Origin of the sequence: Paenibacillus sp. FSL H7-0942 (assembly GCF_045040715.1) — a bacterium.
GTDB lineage: Bacteria > Bacillota > Bacilli > Paenibacillales > Paenibacillaceae > Paenibacillus > Paenibacillus amylolyticus.
Map to the genome: position 1 here is coordinate 6,066,143 of NZ_CP150279.1, position 22,013 is coordinate 6,088,155.

Here is a 22,013-nt window from a genome sequence, read left to right on the forward strand (position 1 = left end):
ATTTTACTTTACATGCCTTTTAGCTCTGCTCCCGGCTAACTTTCAAACTTTTTTTATTACCAATAGCCAATTGAACGATAATCTGCAACACGATGATGATAGCCAAACCATAAAATGCTTGCACGAAGCTGCCTGTTAGATCGCGGAGCCAACCAATCGCCAGCGGCCCAAGTGCTCCAAGAATGTAGCCACCAGATTGAGTCATAGCGGACCAGCTACTCGCTTCCTGAGCATTGTTTGTCTCATCAATCGGCAACATGAGTGCAATTGGGAACAGTCCACCTGCACCAATACCGAGCGGAATCGCCGCAAGCCACGGACTGACAGAGAGATTCAGCATCAGGACACCTATTAACTCCAACATCGCACATCCAACAAGCCAGAAGACACGTCTTTGGTACCGATGTACAAGCATGGGAATGAATAACGTTGAGGGCAGTGATATCAATGTAAATAACGTTTGGATGTTGCCAGCAGTCTCTTGGCTATATCCATGACTCTGAATGGCTGGCGCAAGCCAGGCAGTTAATGAATAGAAGATCGCGGCCATCAGTCCAAAGAACAGTGTCAGCACCCATGCACGCCTGTTCTTCACCGGAAGTGGTGCATGGACTACAGCCGAAGTTTGTCCGGATTGCCGCTCTGTACGCGCAGACCAAGCTAATTTTAACCAGATCGGCAATGCAATTGCTGCGAGTAATGCCCATGTAGCCAAAGAACCTCTCCAAGATCCACCCAGCGTATGCTGGAGCGGAACCGATAACCCCACACTAATGCTGGCCCCCATCACCATTGCTGTAGAGTAGATGCCGACCATGGCTGCCACTCGGTTAGGGAAATACTGCTTAATGAAGCTGGAGAACAGCGGCCCTGCCAATGCAATCCCTACACCAGACAGAAAAGAAGTGAACATCATCAACGGAGTTGCGCCTACGAACAATCGTAATCCCGTACCTATCCCAATAAGGATTAAAGCCAGCACAATGGCTCCTTCATTCCCCCACCTTCTACTTAGTCTTACAGAGAATGGAGCGAATATACCCATACATAATACCGGTAGTGTAGTTAACAGACTGGCGGTCATGCCGCTCAAACCCAGATCATTCTGTATGGTACTCATCAGAGGAGAAATGGAAGTAATCGGTGGTCTTAAGTTCAGTGAAGCCAGAATAAGCGCCAATACAATATAAAAAAGTTTCATTATGAATCACCTCATGGGAGTAGTCTCGTTGCCTTCACCAAAGATCCTATTCTTTAATGACAAGATCTTCGGGTGGTGCACGAATTAAGTATAGGATCATTATAATGATTGAACAATACTATTGTTTCTATTAAAATGATTACTAAAACCAATGATTAGAGGTGAATTCATGGAGATTCGTCAAATGGAAAACTTTATTACGGTGTGCGAGGAGCTTCATTTTACACGGGCAGCGGAGAAACTTGGCATATCTCAACCTACGTTGAGTCAACAAATACGTGGGTTGGAAGATGAACTTGGTGTTCCTTTGTTTGACCGTGTCGGCAAAAAGATTGTGATGACCCAGGCAGGCACTCTGTTTCTGGAGCACTGTGTACAGATGATCCGGCATTTACAGAATACCCAGGATGCTCTAGCTGAATTTCGGAATGATCAGCGGGGACGATTGGTTATTGGTGTTCTTCCGTCGGATTTGGATTACCGTATCACTCCATTGCTCGTTGATTTTCATGCCCGATTCCCCAAGGTACAATTGAAGGTTATCTCTTCGATCTATGTCGTAAATCAAGTGTTGGAAAATGAAGTCGACATCGGCATCGAGATCACGTCTGCCCCGGATAGGCGGCTTGTACGCATTCCTTTGTGCAGTGAAGAATATGTACTCGTCGTTTCCGAGAATCATGATTGGGCTGAACGAAGCACAATTGAAATTCAGGAGTTACGTGATATCCAAACGGTGATGTTCCCCGAAGGATTCACAGGCAGAGAATTGGTTGACGGCTATTGCCGTAAATATGGATTTAGCCTAAATACCATCATGGAGACCAGTTCAGCAACCTCCATCATTAGCCTGGTCAAAGCCAACGTTGGAGGAACACTGCTGCCTTATCCTCTGATCCAAGCCATGAATGAACCTACGCTACGTTGCATCCGAATTACAGACGATCCGCCATACCGGCACTTTGAGATCATCCATCGGTCCGACCGTTATCTGACGAAATCGGCCAAGGCATTTATTGAGAAAACAATCGAGTATTTCAATCAAAGGTGAGATTAAAAGGAGGATATTGAAATGATAATAAGAGAAGTTGTTTTGTTGACACATCAGGTCGAGGCCATAAAAGAGTTTTACGGTACACTACTGGAATTGAATCTTGTGGAGGATAATGCAACATGCGTTTCATTCCGTGCGGGGAACTCAGTCCTCTCTTTCAAGAAGGCGCCAGAACAAGAGAAGCCTTGCTATCATGTAGCATTTACGATTCCAACGAATAAACTTGCTGATGCAAAAAGATGGGCTCAAGACCGTAACATTTCATTGCTATCCAAAGATGGACAAGATGAATTTTATTTCCCCTACTGGGATGCAACAGCCTTCTATTTCTATGATCCAAGCGGCAACTTGATGGAATTTATCACTCACCATTCACTCGATAATGCAGTTGATGAAACTTTCGAAGCGAAGCATCTGTTATGCATTAGTGAAATCGGTCTGCCTGTCGATGATGTTCCTGAGACGATGAACACATTGAATGAGCATTATCAACTTGAACCATTTGCCGGAGACGGAAAACAATTCTCCCCCACGGGTGATGCAGAAGGCATGTTTATTGTCATTGATAAACAGATGCCCTGGTTCCCAGACGGACGCATGCCTAGTGTATTTGCTACGGAGGTGAAGGTGGAAACTGGGCAGCCCGGTAGTCTGCGTATACAGGACGATATGTACTCGATTGTATCTAATTAAAGGAGAACAACTAAAAAAGCCGAATGAAGTCAGGAATATGATCCTGACTTCACTCGGCTTCTATGACTTGACTTTAAACTCGTCTGCAACAATTGGCAATTACTTCTAAGAATTAGAAAATAATATCAATAGCCTCTAGCTCATCTTGCTCCTGTTCGGATTGCCCGTTCAGGGAAATATCCTTGAGCAGCACCGAAGGCTGTTCGCCAATTTGGGTGATGATCACGAGCAGGTCCTGAGCGAAATTGTCGATCAGATTGCGCGTAAACAACTTGGTAGCATATTCAAACTGCCCGTTCATTCCCTCATCCAGCAACGAAATGACCAAGGTAAGGTCAAATTGAGCAACCGCATGCGTTTCCGGATAAGATTCGATCTGGATATCCCCGAAGCTTTGAACGTTATCTTCCTTCGTTTCCAGCGCAAACATGACATCAAATACAGGATTGCGGCTTTGATCTCGCGGCACCTGCAGCTTTTTCACAAGCTCTTCAAACGGATAATCCTGGTGGTCGTAGGCCCCCAGCATCGTTTCTTTGACTTCGTTCAAGTAAGCAAGGAACGTCTTCTCCCCGGATGGATAATGACGAATCGCCAACGTGTTGACAAACATTCCGATGAGTGGCTCCAGGTCGGCATGTGTGCGGCCTGAAACCGGTGTGCCTACAATGAAGTCTTCTTGTCCCGAGTACTTGCTGAGCAGGATTGAATAGGCCGCCGATAACACCATATATAGGGTAGCACCGTTCTCATCGGCAATGCGCTGCAAGTTGTCCGTCATCTGCTTGTCGATACTGAAAGGCAGCACATCTCCCTCAAAGCTGCGAGCGGCAGGTCTGACAAAGTCCGTAGGTAGCTCAAGCGTTGGCAGTTCACCTTCCAGCATGTCCAGCCAGTAGGCTTCCTGGCGTTTCAGCCGTTCTTTTACAGGTTCGGACTGCTGCCAAGTGGCAAATTCCTTGTATTGAATCCGAAGCGGTTCCAACGTCTCACCGTTATATAGGCGTAGCAGCTCTTCGATAAAGATACCCATCGACATGCCATCCGTGACGATATGATGAATGTCCAGCATAAGCAGATGACGTTCCGCTTCCCATTCAACTAAGCCCACACGCAGCAGCGGCGGCCGCTCCAAATCAAAGACACGTACAAAGGCATCCGCAATGGTTTTCGTTTCACTTTCCGTCGCCTGTGTATACTCGACGGCAAACTCCAAGTCCGAATAAATCCGTTGTACCGGTTCGCCGTCGACCATTTCGAAGCCAGTTCGCAAAACTTCGTGACGAGCGATTAATCCTTGGAGCGCCGCCTCGAATTGATTCTGATCCAAGCGCCCGACAAGAACCGTCATGCCGGACATGTTGTAGTTAAGCTCGGCGCCTTCCATCTGCTGCTGGATGTACAGCCGCTTTTGCACAGAGGAAAGCGGATAATACTCCCTTTTATCCAGAACCGGAATGGAAAGGAACTCCTGCTGCTCCAATCGGCTAATCACTTCAGCCATCGCTTCAATAGTCGAGTACCGGAATACATCGCGCAGTGGCAGGTCCACGTGCAGCTCCTTGTGCACCTTGCTGACCAGCGTCGTCGCCCGCAGCGAGTGACCGCCGAGGTCGAAGAAGTTGTCCGTCACACCAATCGTAACTGACCCAAGCACGTCCTGCCAGATGGAGACCAGTTTCGTCTCCAGATCGGTGCGCGGCGCCACGTATTCGCGTCCTGCACTTGCTCCCTCTTCCGGCGTCGGCAGCGCTTTCCGGTCGATTTTCCCGTTTGGTGTCAGAGGTAAATGCTCCAGCTCCACAAAGTACGACGGGATCATGTAACCTGGCAGCTCGCTGGAGATCGCTCGTTTCAGGTCGGCCGCCGTCAGTTCGATATCCGTTGTGTAGTAGGCGCACAGCGCCTTTTGACCGTTCGCATCACTTCGAACCAGCACCACCGCTTCGCGTATACCTACCACCCGCAGCAGCTGCGACTCAATCTCACCCGTTTCGATCCGGTAGCCCCGGATTTTCGCTTGATTGTCGATCCGGCCGATGAAATCCACGTTTCCGTCCTCCATCCACCTCGCCAAATCTCCCGTGCGATATAACCGCTCACCCGCGGTGAAAGGGCTATCTACAAACTTCTCTTCCGTCAGCTCTGGACGGTTCAAGTACCCACGTGCTACGCCAACGCCGCCGATGACCAGCTCGCCCAGCACACCGACGGGTACGGGATTCAGATGTGCATCCACGATGTAAAACTTCGCATTCAACCACGCTTTGCCAATCGGCACATGGCCTGTCTGCGGCAGTTTCGCCAATTCTTCGTCATAGAAACCGGAGTCGATTGCCGCTTCCGTCACACCATAGGCGTTAATGATGCGGAACGACGAGCCAAACCGCTCCTGCAAGGTACGGTAATCCGCTACACTGCAGCTGTCCGAGCTTGTGATCAACAGCTCCATACCGCTTAACTTTAGCCTCTGCTCATGCACGTATTCCATAAACGGCACGATCAGTGCTGGTGTTGATTCAAAGATCGTCACTTGCTCCTGCTCTATCCAGTGGTGCAGACGAGACGGATCAATCCGGTCGTCCTTCGGTACAATGACCATTGTGCCTCCGTTATACAACGTGCGTGCGATATCGCCCACGAAAACATCAAACGAGAAGCTTGCGAGTTGCAGCAGTCGCACCGGGAACTGATCCAACCGGTATTCCCGTCGGTAGCCCGCTGCCGTGTTCACTAGGCTGCGATGCTCGATCATCACGCCTTTTGGCTTGCCCGTCGTTCCCGACGTGTAGATGACGTACGCCAGATCCTCCGGACGGGCTTCAGAGAAGCTGTCCATACCGACAACATCAACATCATTCGGATGACTCTCGCCACCACCGTTCACAGCCCCCGTTAGCTTGCCGTTGACTCGATCGGGAGCACTGTTGGAGCCTTGGCCAAAGTCCATTGACACATTGCTTCGTTCCTCGCTGTATGACGTTTCGTCGTCGAGATACAGCACCGTCGCCAGTGCCAGTTCCTCTTCACCGAGCCAGGCTTCGGCACGCTCTCGCAGCGGCGTTTGTGTCAGCAGCACCTTCGCTCCGCTGTCTTCCAGCATAAACCGCACGCGGTCCGCCGGATAATCCGGGTCAAGGGGTACATACGCCCCGCCTGCTTTCCAGACGGCCAGCACGGCCACCAACAGGTCCACCGAACGCTCGGCGAGAATGCCGACGATTGACTCCCGGCCGATGCCGCTTGTGCGCAACGTGGCCGACAGGCGGTTCGCCCGCTCGTTCAGCTCCGCATACGTCAGCCGATCGTTCTCGTATACGACGGCTTCCGCTTCTGGCGTGTGTTCCGCCTGTTCCTCGAACAGTCGATGGAACGCTGCCACAGGAGCCTCTTCCGGCTGCGCTGGGTTAAACGCGCCGATAATTGCTTCTTTTTCCTCTGCCGTTAACAAGTTCAGCTCGGCAATAGTCGTCGACGGGTTGCGGAGAATGGATTCAAGCAGCTGCAAGTAGTGGGCAGCCAACTTCTCCACCGTTTCGGTTTTATATAGAGCCGTGGCGTATTCAAACAGATATTCCAAGCCGTCCTCAATCTCCGTAACGTCCAAGCTGAGATCGAATTTGGAAACAATTTCTTCGCTGGCACACGTCGACAGATGCAGTCCCGGAAGCTGAATTTCCACATTTTCTGTATTCTGCAAAGCAAACATCGTATCAAACAGTGGATGACGGCGTAAATCACGAGCCACGTTTACCTTATCCACCAGTTCCTCAAACGGATAATTCTGATGTTCAAAAGCACCCAGCGTTGTCTCCTTGATTTCCTTCAAGTAGTCAAGGAACGTTTTACCGGCAGCCGGGTAACTGCGGATGGCCAATGTATTAACGAACATCCCGATTAGCGGTTGAACGTCGCTATGATTTCTGCCCGCAATCGGCGTACCAACCACCACGTCTTCCTGACCTGAATATTTATGCAGAAGCACGTTATACGCCGCAAGCAGAACCATGTAAAGCGTTGCGCCGTTTTCAGCTGCAAGCCGTTTCAGACCTTCGCTTTTCTCAATATTCATAAACAATTGCAGCGTACGGCCCTCGTAGCTCTGCATAGCCGGGCGCGGATAGTCCGTTGGCATTTCCAGAACTGGCAGTTCTCCGCGGAACATGTCAATCCAGTAGGCTTCCTGCTTGGCAAGCTGCGTTTTCTGCTCGTCCGATTGCTGCCATACTGCATAATCTTTGTACTGAATGCGGAGTGGCTTGAGCGGCTCCCCGCTGTACAAGTGCACAAACTCTTCGATCAGTACGTCCATTGAAACGCCGTCAGATACAATATGATGTGTATCGAACATCAGGATGTGACGATCCGGCGCGAGTTCGGCAATGCCCACCCGCAGAAGTGGCGGCTTCGCCAGATCAAACGCACGAACGAATTGGCGCACCGTTTCTTCCGCCTGCTCCCCGCTGATCTGCACATATTCCACCTGGAAGGTGACTTCTTCGTAAATCCGCTGAACCGCTTCGCCTTCAACCATCTCAAAGCTGGTACGCAGCGTTTCATGACGAGCTACAAGCTCGCGGAACGCTTCTTCAAACCGCTGCCGGTTGAGCTGTCCTTCGAGCAGCATAGCTCCCGGTATATTGTAGCTCAGCTCGCCTCCTTCCAGCTGGTTCAAGATATAGAGACGTTTCTGCGCAGAAGAGAGCGGATAATACTCGCTAGGTTCCGCATCCGGAATAGCCATAAACGAGCCGATCTCCAAATGCTCCATAGCCACAGCCATTTCCTCAACTGTCGAGTAGCGGAATACGTCGCGAAGCGGGAATTGGGCGCCCAGCTCCTTATGCATTTTGCTGACAAGTGTTGTCGCCCGTAGGGAGTGTCCTCCGAGGTCGAAGAAGTTGTCCGTTACGCCTACCGCCTTATCCCGAACAAGTACCTCCTGCCAAATGGCGGCCAGTTTTGCCTCCAGTTCGGTGCGCGGCGCCACGTATTCGCAGCCTCCGCCTGCTCCCCCTTCCGGCGCTGGCAGCGCCTTCCGGTCAATTTTCCCATTTGGCGTTAGAGGCAATTGCTCCAGTTCGACGAAATACGACGGAATCATGTATCCCGGTAGCTCGCTGGAGATAGCCCGTTTCAAATCTGCCGCCGTCAAGCCTTTTTCCACTGTATAATAAGCGCACAACGCTTTCTGCCCTTCTTGATCTTCCCTGACAACAACGACCGCTTCCTTCACGCCACCTACACTCAGCAGCTTTGCTTCGACTTCGCCCGTCTCGATCCGGTAACCCCGGATTTTTGCCTGGTTATCGATCCGGCCGATGAAGTCCACGTTGCCGTCCTCCATCCACCGCGCCAAATCTCCCGTGCGATACAGTCGCTCACCCGCGGTGAAAGGGCTGTCTACAAACTTCTCTTCCGTCAGCTCTGGACGGTTCAAGTACCCGCGCGCCACACCGACTCCGCCGATAACCAATTCGCCCAGCACGCCGACTGGCACCGGGTTCAGATGTGCATCCACGATGTAAAACTTCGCATTCAACCACGCTTTGCCAATCGGCACATGGCCTGTCTGCGGCAGTTTCGCCAACTCCTCGTCATAGAAACTGGAGTCAATTGCCGCTTCCGTCACGCCGTAGGCGTTGATGATGCGGAACGACGAACCAAACCGTTCCTGCAAGGTCCGGTAATCTGCCACACTGCAGCTGTCCGAGCTTGTGATCAACAGCTCCATCCTGCTCATCTCCAGCCCCTGCTCGTGCACATGCTCCATGAACGGCACGATCAGTGCTGGTGTTGATTCAAAGATCGTCACTTGCTCCTGCTCTATCCAGTAGTGCAGACGAGACGGATCGATCCGATCGTCCTTCGGTACAATGACCATGCTGCCGCCGTTGTACAACGTCCGCGCGATATCGCCCACGAATACGTCAAACGAGAAGCTGGCGAGCTGCAACAGCCTTACCGGGAACTGATTCAACCGGTATTCCCGCCGGTAACCCGCCGCCGTGTTCACTAGACTGCGGTGCTCAATCATTACGCCTTTTGGCTTGCCCGTCGTTCCCGACGTGTAGATGACATACGCCAAGTCCTCAGGACGGGCTTCATGGAAGCTGTCCATGCCCACAACATTTGGATGGCTCTCATTAAGGTCGTTCACAGCACCCGTCAGCTCGCTGGAGATCAGACCTGAAACCATGCTGGAGCCTTGGCCGAAGTCCATTGGTGCATTCGCTCGATCTTCGCTGTATGACGTTTCGTCATCGAGATACAGCACCTTCTCCAGTGCTAGTTCCTCTTCGCCGAGCCAGGATTCGGCACGCTCTCGCAGCAGCGTTTGTGTCAGCAGTACCTTCGCTCCGCTGTCTTCCAGCATGAACCGCACGCGGTCCGCCGGATAATCCGGGTCAAGCGGTACATACGCCCCTCCCGCTTTCCAGACGGCCATCACGGCCACCAGCAAATCGACCGAACGCTCGGCGAGAATGCCAACGATGGTCTCCCGGCCTATTCCGCTTGCACGTAGCGTGGTCGACAGGCGGTTCGCCCGCTCGTTCAGTTCCGTATACGTCAGCCGATCGTTCTCGTATACGATGGCCTCCGCTTCCGGCGTGCGTTCCGCCTGTTCCTCGAACAGTCGATGGAACGCTGCCACAGGAGCCACTTCCGGCTGCACCGGATTAAACACGCCGACAATTTCTTCTTTTTCCGCCGCCGTCAAAAGCTCTAACTCATGTACACGAACATTCGGATTAGCCGCAACCTGCTCCAATGCACGGGCAAAATGACCGTGGATCTGCCTGATGTCTTGCTCTCTGAATGTCAGTGCATTGTACGTAAACCGCAGCAAAATATGCTCTTCCGGAATGACGGTAATGTCCAGATCGTAGTTCGTTTGTTCCGGCGATTGGATATTAGCGATTTTCAGCGCTTCTTGTCCTCCGCCGACAACCTGCTCAATCTGTTCTTCCATCGGATAATTTTCAAAGACCATAATATGGTTGATCAAGTCGCTCTTTTGCTCGCTCAGCGACTGAATTTCGAACAGCGGGAACGTTTCGTAAGCTCCCGATGTCAGCGCTTGATCCTGGGTTTTTCTCAAAATATCGGCTACCGTCTCCTCGGCTTTGCCTTGAATACGGACGGGGATCGTATTAATAAACAGACCGATCATGCTTTCGATACCCGGAATCTCCGCTGGACGCCCGGATACGACGGAGCCAAATACAACATCTTCGCTGTTGTTGTATACCTGCAGAACCAGTCCCCATACGGTCTGCATGAATGTATTAAGCGTCACCTGATGCTGGCGCGCCACCCGCTCGATTTGCCCAGTCAGTTCCTTGCTGAGTTCCACATCGATCTCAGCTGCTTCAAAAGCGCCCTGCTTCAGCCCTGTTTTCTCCCGAGGCAGCTTGGTCTGCTGATCATAACCCGCCAAATACTCGGACCAGTAACGCGAAGCTTTCGCGGCATCTTGAGCTTCCAGCCATTCGATATACCGAGAGTACGAGGTAACCGGAGGAAGCTCCAGCGTCCTCTGCTCCTGGAACGCGAAGTAGGTGTCGAACACTTCCTTGATCATTAAGGACATGCACCAGCCGTCCAACAAAATGTGATGGTGACTCCAGATCACTTGGTAGGACTCTTCGCCCGTACGCAAAACTGTAACGCGCATCAGAGAGCCTTGAGCCAAATCGAACTTGTTCGCTTTATCCGCGCTGACAAAATCGGCTATCGTCTTCTCCGGGTGTTCATCGCTTACCAAGCGAATATCTTCAAAGTACACTTCACACTTCCGCTCGCGGAATACCACTTGAATCGGCTCGTCTCTCCAGCCGGTAATAAAATTGGTCCGCAGCGCCTCATTTCGCTGTACCAGCGTATCCAATCCGCGGGTGAAGGCTTCCACATTCAGGCTTCCATACAGATCGAAGGTCACCTGTTCGAAGTAGGCTTCCGAATCGGCATCCAGCAAGCTGTGGAACAACATCCCTTTTTGCAGCGGAGTCAGGGTGTATACATTCTCCAGTTCGCCGAGTGCCGTCGTATGTTCGGACAGCCGCTCCAGTTCCTCCACCGTCACATCTTGAAGCAGTACGTCACTAGGCGTAAGCTCCGGCCGCTCTTTCGATACGCAATGGCTGATGACTTCACGCAAACTCGATTGAAGCAGGGTGCCCAGGCGCTCAACCGTCTCCCGTTGATACTGGGTTTCCCCGTAACGGATCGTAAGTTCCAACACGCCTTCCGATACCATACCGTTGATATCGAGGACATAATTCATCACAGCATTCGGGCTTGAATCTGAGCCAGGACTGAACGGAGACGGCTGCGAGCCGCTGCTTTCGTAATCCTGGTCGAACTGGCCCAGATAGTTGAAACTGATCTCCGGCTCTAAAGCAAAGCGCTCGCCGTCATGCGGCGCCGACAAATAACGCAGGATGCCGTAGCCGATTCCTTTGTTCGGAATGCGGCGCAAGCTTTCTTTCACCTGTTTCACCTGATGACCGAGCGCCTGGACGTGACCCGGCTCCAGAACGACAGGGAATTGGCTTGTAAACCAGCCTACCGTCCGCGTAATGTCCACATCCGGCAAAAGTTCTTCCCGACCGTGGCCTTCGAGATTCACCAGCACGCGTTCCCGACCGCTCCAAGCTTGTACCGCGAGGCCAAGCGCGGCAAGCAGCAAATCGTTCATTTCCGTATGGTAAGCACGGTGTGCCTGCTTCAGCAGCTGTTCGGTTTCCTCCGCCGTCCAGCGGACGGTCACGAGCCTGCTGTCCTTCAGCTTGGATGTGCCTTGTTCAAAATCTTTCGGAAGCGGCTCATAGGTCAATTGCTCGATATGCTGCCAATACGCTCTCTCGCTTTCCATCGCCGGACCGTTCGCATAATCAGCGAGCTGTTTCGCCCACGTTTGGAATGAATCCGTTTTGAGCGGCAGACGGATCAGCTGCCCTTGCAGCGCCTGCTCATAGCCGGCAGCAAAATCCTCAAGCAGAATCCGCCAGGATACGCCGTCTACGACCAAGTGGTGGATCGCGATCAGCAGATGATCTCCATCCGTACAGCGGAACAAGCCGAGCTTCAGCAAAGGCCCTACCTGCAGGTCAATGCTGCGCTGAAGCTCGTTCGCCTTGGCTTCGATCACCTGCGCGCAGTCCGTCATTCCGCGGAAATCGATCACTTCCAGGCTGTAGAGCTCGCCGTCACTTTCCTCGATGGCCCGGTTCCATGCCGCATACCCGCTCTCGGTCCGGCTGAAGACGAGGCGCAGCGCATCGTGATGCTCGGCCAGCTTCCGCACGGCCTGACGAAGCGCCGCTTCGTCATAGCCTTCCTCCCGGTACAGCATCACCGCCTGGTTAAAGTGGTGCAGCTCGGCGAACGACTGCTCGAAGAACCAGCGCTGAATCGGCGTCAGCCCCGTCTCTCCCGTAGCTGCTCCCTGATCGGCGCGTCTTAAGACCGACTGGAGATACGGGCTTAATTCCGCTACGGTCGGATATTTGAACAAATGCTTAATTTCCAGCTTGTACCCGGCCTGATGTAGCCTGGACGACACCTGGATCGATTTAATTGAATCCCCGCCGAGCTCGAAGAAATTGTCCATCACGCCGATCGGACGACCCGCTCCCAGCACCTTTTGCCACACCGCAACCAGCGTCTGCTCCGCCGCCGTCCGGGGCGCCACGTATTCCGTTCCAACGAGCATACTGCTTTCCGGTGCGGGCAGCGCCTTGCGGTCGAGCTTCCCGCTGTGTGTGAGGGGCATCCGCTCCAGCTGCACGAAGTAGGACGGAATCATGTACGCAGGCAGATCCTCCGCCAGCGCGCTTCGCAACTCGCTCCCCGCAAGCGGCTTGTCCGCCACGAAGTACGCGCAGAGCTGCTTCTGACCGGCTTCGTCTTCTCTGGCGATGACAACCCCCTCTTGGACGGACGCCGCTTTCAGGACCTGCGCCTCCACCTCGCCGAGTTCGATCCGGTACCCGCGGATTTTCACCTGATGGTCGATCCGGCCCATATACTCGATGTTGCCGTCCGGCAGCCATCTGGCCAGATCGCCCGTCCTATACATCCGCCCGCCCGGCGCAAACGGACACTCTACGAATTTCTCCGCGGTCAGCTCGGGACGGTTCAAGTAGCCTCTAGCCAGACCTTCGCCCGCGATGCACAGCTCGCCCGGCACGCCGACCGGCTGCAGCGCTGTCGTCCCTTCCTTGACAATATGCAGCCGGATGTTCGAGATCGGCTTGCCGATCGGCACCGATACATACGCCTCTTCCGGTCCGCAATCGTAGTACGAGACATCAACCGTCGCTTCCGTAGGCCCATAAAGGTTGATCAGCTGCGCTTGATTCACGGATGACGAAATCCACTGCCAGAACCGGCTCACATGCGATATCGCCAGCGCTTCCCCGCTTGCAAACACCCGTTTCAGCGAAGAGAGCTTGTTACCCAGATCTTCGCTCGGCTGACGCTCGACATATTCGAGGAAGGCGTGCAGCATCGACGGCACAAAGTGCATCGTGGTGACGGCTTGCCGTTCGATCGTGTCCAGAATCGTCTCGGGATTCTTCTCTCCGCCCGGCGGCAGCAAGCAAACTTTGGCCCCCGTCCAAGCCCACCAAAACAGCTCCCACACGGAAACGTCGAAGGTGATCGCCGTCTTTTGCAGAATCGTATCCCTGGAGTCGATCGGGTATGCATTCTGCATCCACAGCAGCCGGTTGATCACCGGACGGTGCTCCACCATGACGCCTTTGGGCTTGCCTGTCGAGCCCGATGTGTAAATGACGTAGGCCAAGTGCTCCGGTCCGCTCGCCGGCTCCAGGTTCGAGCCGTCTTCATCATACGCGGATGGATCGTTCAGATCGACGAGCGATAGACCGCCAAGTGGCTCTGTCCCGGCAAATGACGCGCTTTCCCGCAAATGGCTCTGAATCAGCAGCAGCCTAGCGCCCGAATCTTCGAGCATGTAGCGGATGCGCTCCTGCGGGAATTGCGGGTCGATCGGCACGTAGGCGCCCCCGGCCTTCAAGATCGCATAGATGCCCACGATCATCTCCAGCGAGCGCTCGGCCATGATCGCGATCGGCTGATCGGCCTGCGCGCCAGAGGCACGCAAGGATCGCGCCAGCCGGTTCGCCCGCTCGTTCAACTCCCGGTAAGTCAGGCTGCTGTCCCCATAGACAACGGCCACCTGCTCAGGCGTTCGCTCTGCTTGCTCCTCGAACAGCTCGTGGATCGTTCTCTCTCTCCACGACTCATCCGCTTCCAAGCCTGGACCCTCTGAGGCGGATTGCTTCGCCAGAGCCGAAGACGACACGGCAAACCCGACCAGCAAATCATGCTTTTCGCTGTCCTTCAAGATATTTAAATCCGAGATCCTCGCACCCGGCTGAGCCAAGATCGATGCCAAAAGCTGCTCGTAATGACCCGCCAGCCGTACCATCGTTTCCTGTCTAAACAACGAGGTAGCGTACTCGATCTTGCAAACCAGCTCGTTACCCTCTTCCACGATATCCAGGCTAAGATCAAACTTTGCTCTCTTTTCCTCGATGTCAAACAGCGACCATTGCAAGCCTTCCAGGGCTAAATCCAGGCTTTCGTGCTTTTGCAAAGAAAACATGGTGTCAAACAGCGGATTCCGGCTTAAATTCCGGCTCACCTGAAGGGCTTCTACCAGCTCCTCGAACGGATAGTCCTGGTGCTCGTAGGCTCCAAGCGTCGTTTCCTTCACATCCTGCAAGTAATCCAGGAACGTCTGCTCTGCCGTCGGACCCAAGCGAAGGGCCAGCGTATTGACAAACATGCCGATAATCGGTTGCAGGTCGGCGTGAGAACGAGCGGCAATCGGAGTGCCGACTACGATATCTTCCTGTCCCGCGTATTTATGAAGCAATACGGAGTAAGAAGCCAACAGAAGCATGTACAGCGTCGCCCCCGAATCTCCGGCAAGCCGTTTTAGAGCTTCGCTTTTCTCCGCATCCAGCGCAAACGTGAGCGTTTGACCGTCAAACTGCCGGACGGCTGGGCGGGAAAAGTCAAGAGGCAGCTCAAGAACCGGAAGCTCGGAGCTGAATACCCCGCGCCAGTATTCCTCCTGCCGTTTGATACGCTGACATTGCTCGTCGGATTGCTGCCAAACGGCGTAATCCTTGTATTGAATCCGCAGCTCCGGCAATTCTTCCCCATTGTAAAGCCCCACAAATTCGCGTAGTAGCACGTCCATGGAAAGACCGTCGGAACCAATATGATGCATATCCAGCGCAAGCAGGAATTTCTCTTTCTCAAGTATGATCAGCAGGGCGCGTAGCAAAGGCGGCTGGGTCAAGTCAAAAGGCTGAATGAAGCCTTCCAGAATGGCCGCGACCTGATCTTTGCTTGCTTGAAGCTTCTCGACCTTGAAATCTACGAGCGGATGAATACGCTGAACCGGCTCTCCATTCACGATTTCAAAACCGGTGCGCAGCATATCGTGCCGGGCCACCAAAGTAGTCAGCGCCTTTTCCATTTTGGCCTCGTTCAAATTCCCTTTCAATTGCAAGGCGCTCGGGATGTTGTAATTCAGCTCCGAGCTATCTAGCTGGTGCAGGACATACAGCCTTTTTTGCGCAGAGGAAACTGGATAGTACGCTTTCTCTTCCGCTTTTGGAATCGAGCTGTGCTGCGATTCTTTCAAGCTGGCAATAGCTTCTGCCATAGATTCTACCGTCATATAGCGGAACACATCGCGCAGCGGAAGTTCAACGTTCATTTCCTTCCGAATCTTGCTGACAAGGTTTGTCGCCCGCAAGGAATGCCCTCCGAGCTCAAAGAAATTGTCCAGGACTCCAATGCCGGAGTTGCCCAGCACTTCCTCCCAGATCTTCACAAGCTGGGACTCCGTAAGGTTACGAGGGGCTACGTATTCGACGCCCGTTTGCAGGCTACCTTGCGGCTCCGGCAGCGCTTTGCGGTCCACTTTGCCGTTAGACGTCAGCGGCATGCGCTCCAGCTGCACGAAATACGACGGGATCATGTATCCCGGCATTCCCTGTGCCAGCGAGGTTCTCATTTCGCTGACTGTCAGCGTCCGGTCTGCAACAAAGTAGGCAACAAGTGCCTTCTCTCCCTCGTTGTCCTGACGGGCGAGCACCACCGCTTCTTCCACGCCCTCCACGTTCAGAAGTTGCGTCTCGATTTCGTCCAGCTCGATCCGGTACCCGCGGATTTTGACCTGATGGTCGATCCGGCCGAGGTATTCAATATTGCCGTCCGGTAGCCATGCCGCCAAGTCGCCTGAGCGATACAGTTTTTCCCCCTCCGCAAACGGGGAATCAACGAACTTTTCCGCCGTCAAATCCGGTCGATTCAGGTATCCTCTTGCCAGGCCTTCACCGGCCACGTACATTTCGCCTGCTACGCCGATCGAAACAGGACGACGGTTTTCATCCAGAACATACACGCTCAGTGTCGGGATCGGCTTGCCGATATTACTCTTTGCCGCCTCCATCTCGATCCATGTAATTTCCTTATACGTCACGTGAACCGTCGTCTCGGTAATACCGTACATATTGATCAGCTTTGTCTCCGGGTACTTCGTCTTGAAACCCTTGAGCAACAGCGGGCTGAGTGCTTCGCCGCCGAAGATGACGTTGCGAATCCGCAGATTGTACGGATGGTCCGCTAAAACCTCACGCAGCAGTTGGTAGAAATATGTTGGCGTCTGGTTCAAAATCGTGACCCGTTCGCGGCTCAGCAGTGCCAAGAACTCGGCTGGATTTTTCGCCGTAAGTGGCGGTACGATAACCAGCTTTCCTCCATTCAGAAGTGCTCCGTACATCTCCCAGACGGAGAAATCGAAGCAGAACGAGTGGAATAACGTCCACGTGTCGGACGGCCCAAAGTCGAACAGGTTCTTGTCGTTGAACAAAAGGCGCACGACGTTTTTATGCTCAATCAACGTGCCTTTGGGTTTGCCGGTCGTTCCCGATGTGTAGATGACATAAGCCAAGTTACCCGGGCCAGAAATTGGTTCCAGATTCGAAGCGTCCAGTGCATCAGCGGAGTCCGCCCCTTTGTGGCCCCAAACGAAATCGTCCAATTCAAGGCGCGTTCCTGCGAAATCGGTCTTCTCATGCAAATGCTTTTGAATCAGCAATAACGGTGCGCCCGAATCCTCAATCATGAAGCGGATGCGTTCCTCCGGGTAGTCGGGATCGACAGGCACGTAGGCTCCGCCCGCTTTGAGAATCGCCAGAATGCCGACGACCATATCAAGTGAACGTTCGGCCAGAATCGCTACCAACTGATCCGCTTCGACTCCTGTCTCCCGCAGCTTACGCGCAAGGCGGTTGGATCGCTCGTTCAGTTCGTGGTAGCTCAGCTGCCGCTCATTCATGACGGCGGCCACGTTATCCGGGTAAAGCTTCGCCTGCTCTTCGAACAAGCCATGAATCGTCTGCTGACGCGGGTAGTCTGCCTCCGAATCATTAAAACCGCGCACCAGTTCACGGATTTCCTGCTCGGTTAGCATTTCCAGCGAAGCAATATCCCCTTCCGGCGCTGTTGCGATAGTTTCGAGTAGCTTGTCATAATGTCTGGCGAACCGTTCCGCGGTCTCCTGTTTATACAAAGCCGTAGCGTACTCCAACCGGCATTCGAGCTGGCCATCCAGTTCCGAAATGTCCAGAAGCAGCTCGAACTTGGACGTTCGGTTTTCCAACGGATAAAACGATTGCTCCAGCCCCTCGATGACAATTTGCTCATTCTCCGTATTTTGCAGGGAGAAGAACGTATCAAAGAGCGGATTCCGGCCGGTCGCGCGCGGAATATGAAGACTTTCCACCAAATCTTCGAACAAATAATTTTGGTGTTCAAAAGCCCCGAGTGTGATTTCCTTCATTTCTTCCAGGTACTTAAGGTACGACTTGGAACGCTCCGGATGGCTGCGAATGGCAAGCGTGTTGATAAACATACCTACGATTGGCTGCACTTCTTCTTGCGTTCTTCCGGCAATCGGCGTTCCCACGATCAGTTCTTCCTGACCCGAATATTTATGCATAAGGATCGAGTAAGCTGACAACAGCACCATGTACAGGGTCGTGCCCGTCCGTGCGGCCAGTTCTTTCAGCTTCTCCGTCCGTTCTTTCCCAATATCAAACTTCACGGTCCGGCCGTCAAAACTTTGCACCGCAGGCCGCGGGAAGTCCGTCGGAAGTTCCAATACAGGCAGCTCGCCCGACAGCTGTTCCAGCCAATACTCCTTCTGCGGCTGGATCAACTGCCCGTAGGCTTCGGAATGCTGCCAAACGGCATAATCTTTGTATTGAATACGCAACGGAGCCAGCTCCTCACCACGATACAGGCGGCTGAACTCGTCGAAAAGCAATGCTGTCGAGATGCCATCCGAGACGATGTGATGCATATCGAACAACAGGATGTGGCGATCCTCGGCGACTTCGATCAGGCCGATGCGAAGAAGTGGCGGCTTAGTCAGATCAAACGGGTGATAGTATGCTTCCACCATATGGTCCACTTCTAGCTCGCTCGCCTGGAAATAGTCTACAGCAAACTCCACCTCGTCATAGATGCGCTGCACAAGCTCGCCTTGAACCTGCTCGATCCCGGTACGCAGCGTCTCATGGCGCTGAATCAACGCCCGGAATGCGTACTCTACGCGCGTGCGGTCCAGCTTGCCTTCGAGAAGAAGCGCCGCCGACATATTGTAGCTACGCTCGGCCGCGTCAAGCTGGCGCAGGACGTACAGACGCTTTTGCTCGGATGAAACCGGATAGTACTCGGTCTCTGCCGCCTTTGTAATCTCATAGGTTTCCTGCTGCTTTAAACCGCTAATTCTTTGGGCAAGCTGTTCGATCGTGGTGTAGCGGAAAACGTCCCGCAGCGGAACCTCGACTTGTAGCTCTTTTCGAATCTTGGAAACAAGCGCGGAGGCCCGCAAGGAATGACCACCCAGGTCAAAGAAATCGTCTTGGACTCCAACTCGCGCAATACCCAGCACCTGCTGCCAAATAAGAGCAAGTCTTGTTTCCAGCGTTGTGCGAGGAGCCACATACTCACGGCCGGCTTCTATCTCTCCGGTCGGCTCAGGTAGCGCTTTACGGTCAATCTTGCCGTTCGGTGTGAGCGGAAGCTGATCAAGAGACACCAACCGGGCCGGAACCATATGCGCAGGCAACTCTTGTTTCAATTGGGACAGCAGATCGCTCAGTTGCAAGGAAACATCCCCCGCCACGTAACCGCACAAATACTTTTGCCCCTGCTCATCCGTACGGTCAGTCACCACAGCCTGCTTGACCCCCGGGAAACTGAGCAGGGCCGTTTCAATTTCGCCGAGTTCGATCCGGAACCCGCGAATTTTCACCTGATAGTCGATCCGGCCGATGAAGTCAACGTTGCCGTCTTCCAGCCAGCGGGCCAAATCTCCTGTACGATACAGACGTTCTCCAGGCACAAACGGGCTGTCTGCAAACTTCTCGCTGGTTAGGTCCGGACGGTTCCAATACCCGCGCGCCACCCCGGCGCCGCCGATGACAAGCTCCCCCGGAATCCCTACAGGAACCGGCTTTAACCCGGCATCTACAATGTAAAACCGGGCGTTCAGCCAGGCTTTGCCGATCGGCACATGACCCAACGATGGCAGCTTGTCCAGCGGCTCATCGTAAAAGCTGCTGTCAATGGCCGCTTCGGTAACGCCGTAGCTGTTGATGATGCGGAATTGTCCGCCGAATCTTTCCTGCAGCAATCGGTAATCGGTGACACTGCAAGCATCCGAGCTGGTAATCAGCAAATGCATGGAGCTGACGTCCAGCCCTTCTTCATAAATATGCTGCATGAACGGCAGGATAAGCGCAGGCGTCGATTCAAATACCGTAATGTTTTGCTCCCGAATCCAGCCGTATAAGCGGTTCGGATCAATCCGGTCATCCTTTGGCACAATTACCATCGTTCCTCCGTTATACAGCGTCCGCGCGATGTCTCCAACGAACACGTCAAACGAGAAACTCGCCAGTTGCAGCAACCGCACCGGGAACTGATCCAACCGGTACTCACGGCGGTACGCATCCGCCGTATTCACGAGACTACCATGCTCGATCATGACGCCTTTTGGGCGTCCCGTCGTACCGGAGGTGTAAATCACATAAGCCAAGTCATGTGGGGCACTGTCAGCGGATTCAAATTCCACGGCTGAGGTATCCTCGTTATACATCTGTTCATCGTCCATCGCATAGACAGCTTGAAGCTTCAGCCGGTCATCGGCCAGCCAACCTCCGGCCCCCTCCAACAGATGACGCTGCGTAAGCAGCACCGATGCTTCGCTATCGCTGAGCATGTACTCAATCCGCTCCGCTGGATAATCGGGGTCCAGCGGTACATAAGCTCCGCCGGCTTTCCATACGGCGAGCACACCGACCAGAAGTTCCACCGAACGCTCTGCCCAGATCCCCGTAATCGTCTCCCTTCCCACGCCCTGTTCACGAAGGAGCGCAGCCAGCCGCTCAGCGCGTTTGTTCAATTCGCCGTAAGTCAGCTTTTTGTCCATGTAAACAACTGCCGGGTGATCCGGAATGTCTCGGGCAAACTTTTCGACATACCGATGAAACGCTATTCCCTCGCTCAGTGCTTCCACCGGCGGGTTAAACACGTCCAGAATACGGTGTCTCTCCTCATCGCTCAACAGAGAAATCTCGCTCACCCGCAGTTCGGGAGTCTCAAGAAACTGGTCCAAAACGGTTACATACTGTTCCATAATGCGATCAATCTCGGTCGTCTCGAACAGGCCGGTACGATAGGAAGCATGGAGAATGACATGGCCTTCATTCAGCATATGGTCGAAGCGCAGCAGTAGATCGTCCATCTCGTGTCTAGCAAAGTGAGCCTCCAGACGTACCTTGATTTCTTCGTACTCCACGATTTTCAAAGGTAGATATTCCAGAGACGTGCGGAACAACTCCGAAAGATCGTTGCGGCCGTGTTGTTCGCGTAAATCCTGAATCAATTGGTTATAAGGATATTTCTGATGCCGCAGATCCGCCGTATTTTCCTTGGAAACGGTTTGGATCAAGGAAAGCACGGACCCAACTGGATTCAGACTAATCCGCGTAGCCACGGTGCTGACGAACATACCGATCGTTTCTTTTTCCTTCTTGCTCGTGCGATTGGCAAAAACCGTGCCGACTGGAACATCGGTGCTGTCGGTCAGCTTATACAATAAGACGTACATGGCGGACAAAAATAACGTATATAAACTAACCTGATATTGTTCGCTAAAAGCCAGAATGCGGTCATAGCGGGAACCATCCAAAGTGATGGAACGTTTATTCGATTCGCTACCAATCGAGAATGGCGGAACTGATTTAATGCCGCTCGTTTCAGGCAAAGTCTTGTACTTGGTTAGCCAATATTCCTTGCCTTTTTGATAACGCTGCGATTGCTCATATTCATGCTCAGTTGAAATATAATCCAGATAGGATGGGGCCTGGTAACTGCTGAAGATGCCATTGCGCAGTTCCAGGTATTTTTCCATCACCGCATGCAGCAAAGCAGTGACGGACAAGCCATCGGCGATGATATGATTTATAGTCAAATTAAGCCATACTTGGCCGTTCGCAAAATGGATCATCGTAAATTGATAGAGGTGTTCGTCGAACACACTCGCCGGTTTTTCGGTTACTTCTTTCACCCAAGCATAGAATTGTTCGGTTGTGCCTATTTCGAGGTGGCTTATCCTGGTTTGGACATTCTCCAGCTCTTCGAACCACTGCGTTGGATTTTGCATATCCCCGCTAATGCGGATTCGGAAAGCGTCATAGGTTTTTACAATCTCTGCCGCCGCTTGCTCAAGCAGCTTGGTGTCGATCTCGCCCGTAATCTGGTAGGTCGCGGAAAGCATCGTGATGGATGTGCCCGGATTCATAATTTCCATGAACCATATCCGGCGCTGGGCTTGCGTTAATCCATATTGCTTGTTCGTATTCTCTCTCACATCGACACACTCCCGTATTAGAGATTGTTTGTAGATAGGCTTTATACCTGAATATCAGCAGGAAGCCG

The 22,013-nt window shown here is 53.1% G+C and carries 4 protein-coding genes; 2 read left to right on the top strand and 2 right to left on the bottom strand.

The window, feature by feature from the left end; all coding sequences use genetic code 11:
- Positions 1 to 19 precede the first annotated feature (19 nt).
- Complete coding sequence (locus MHI48_RS26735; protein WP_405142244.1) at positions 20 to 1,201, bottom strand: CynX/NimT family MFS transporter; 1,182 nt, start codon at positions 1,199 to 1,201, stop codon at positions 20 to 22.
- Between the two features lie 169 nt (positions 1,202 to 1,370).
- Between MHI48_RS26735 and MHI48_RS26740 the strand changes: the two genes are divergently transcribed.
- Both MHI48_RS26740 and MHI48_RS26745 read left to right on the top strand, forming a co-directional pair.
- Positions 1,371 to 2,252 (top strand): LysR family transcriptional regulator, encoded by an 882-nt coding sequence (locus MHI48_RS26740; protein ID WP_083677463.1) that lies wholly within the window; start codon positions 1,371 to 1,373, stop codon positions 2,250 to 2,252.
- Positions 2,253 to 2,273: 21 nt separating this feature from the next.
- Positions 2,274 to 2,948, top strand: a complete 675-nt coding sequence (locus tag MHI48_RS26745) for a VOC family protein (RefSeq protein WP_076328836.1) — start codon at positions 2,274 to 2,276, stop codon at positions 2,946 to 2,948.
- A 112-nt stretch (positions 2,949 to 3,060) separates the two neighbouring features.
- Here MHI48_RS26745 and MHI48_RS26750 read toward each other — a convergent pair whose 3' ends face one another.
- The gene (locus tag MHI48_RS26750) at positions 3,061 to 21,945 is read right to left on the bottom strand and encodes a non-ribosomal peptide synthase/polyketide synthase (protein ID WP_405142247.1); all 18,885 of its coding nucleotides are present in this window, start codon (positions 21,943 to 21,945) and stop codon (positions 3,061 to 3,063) included.
- Between the last annotated feature and the right edge of the window lie 68 nt (positions 21,946 to 22,013).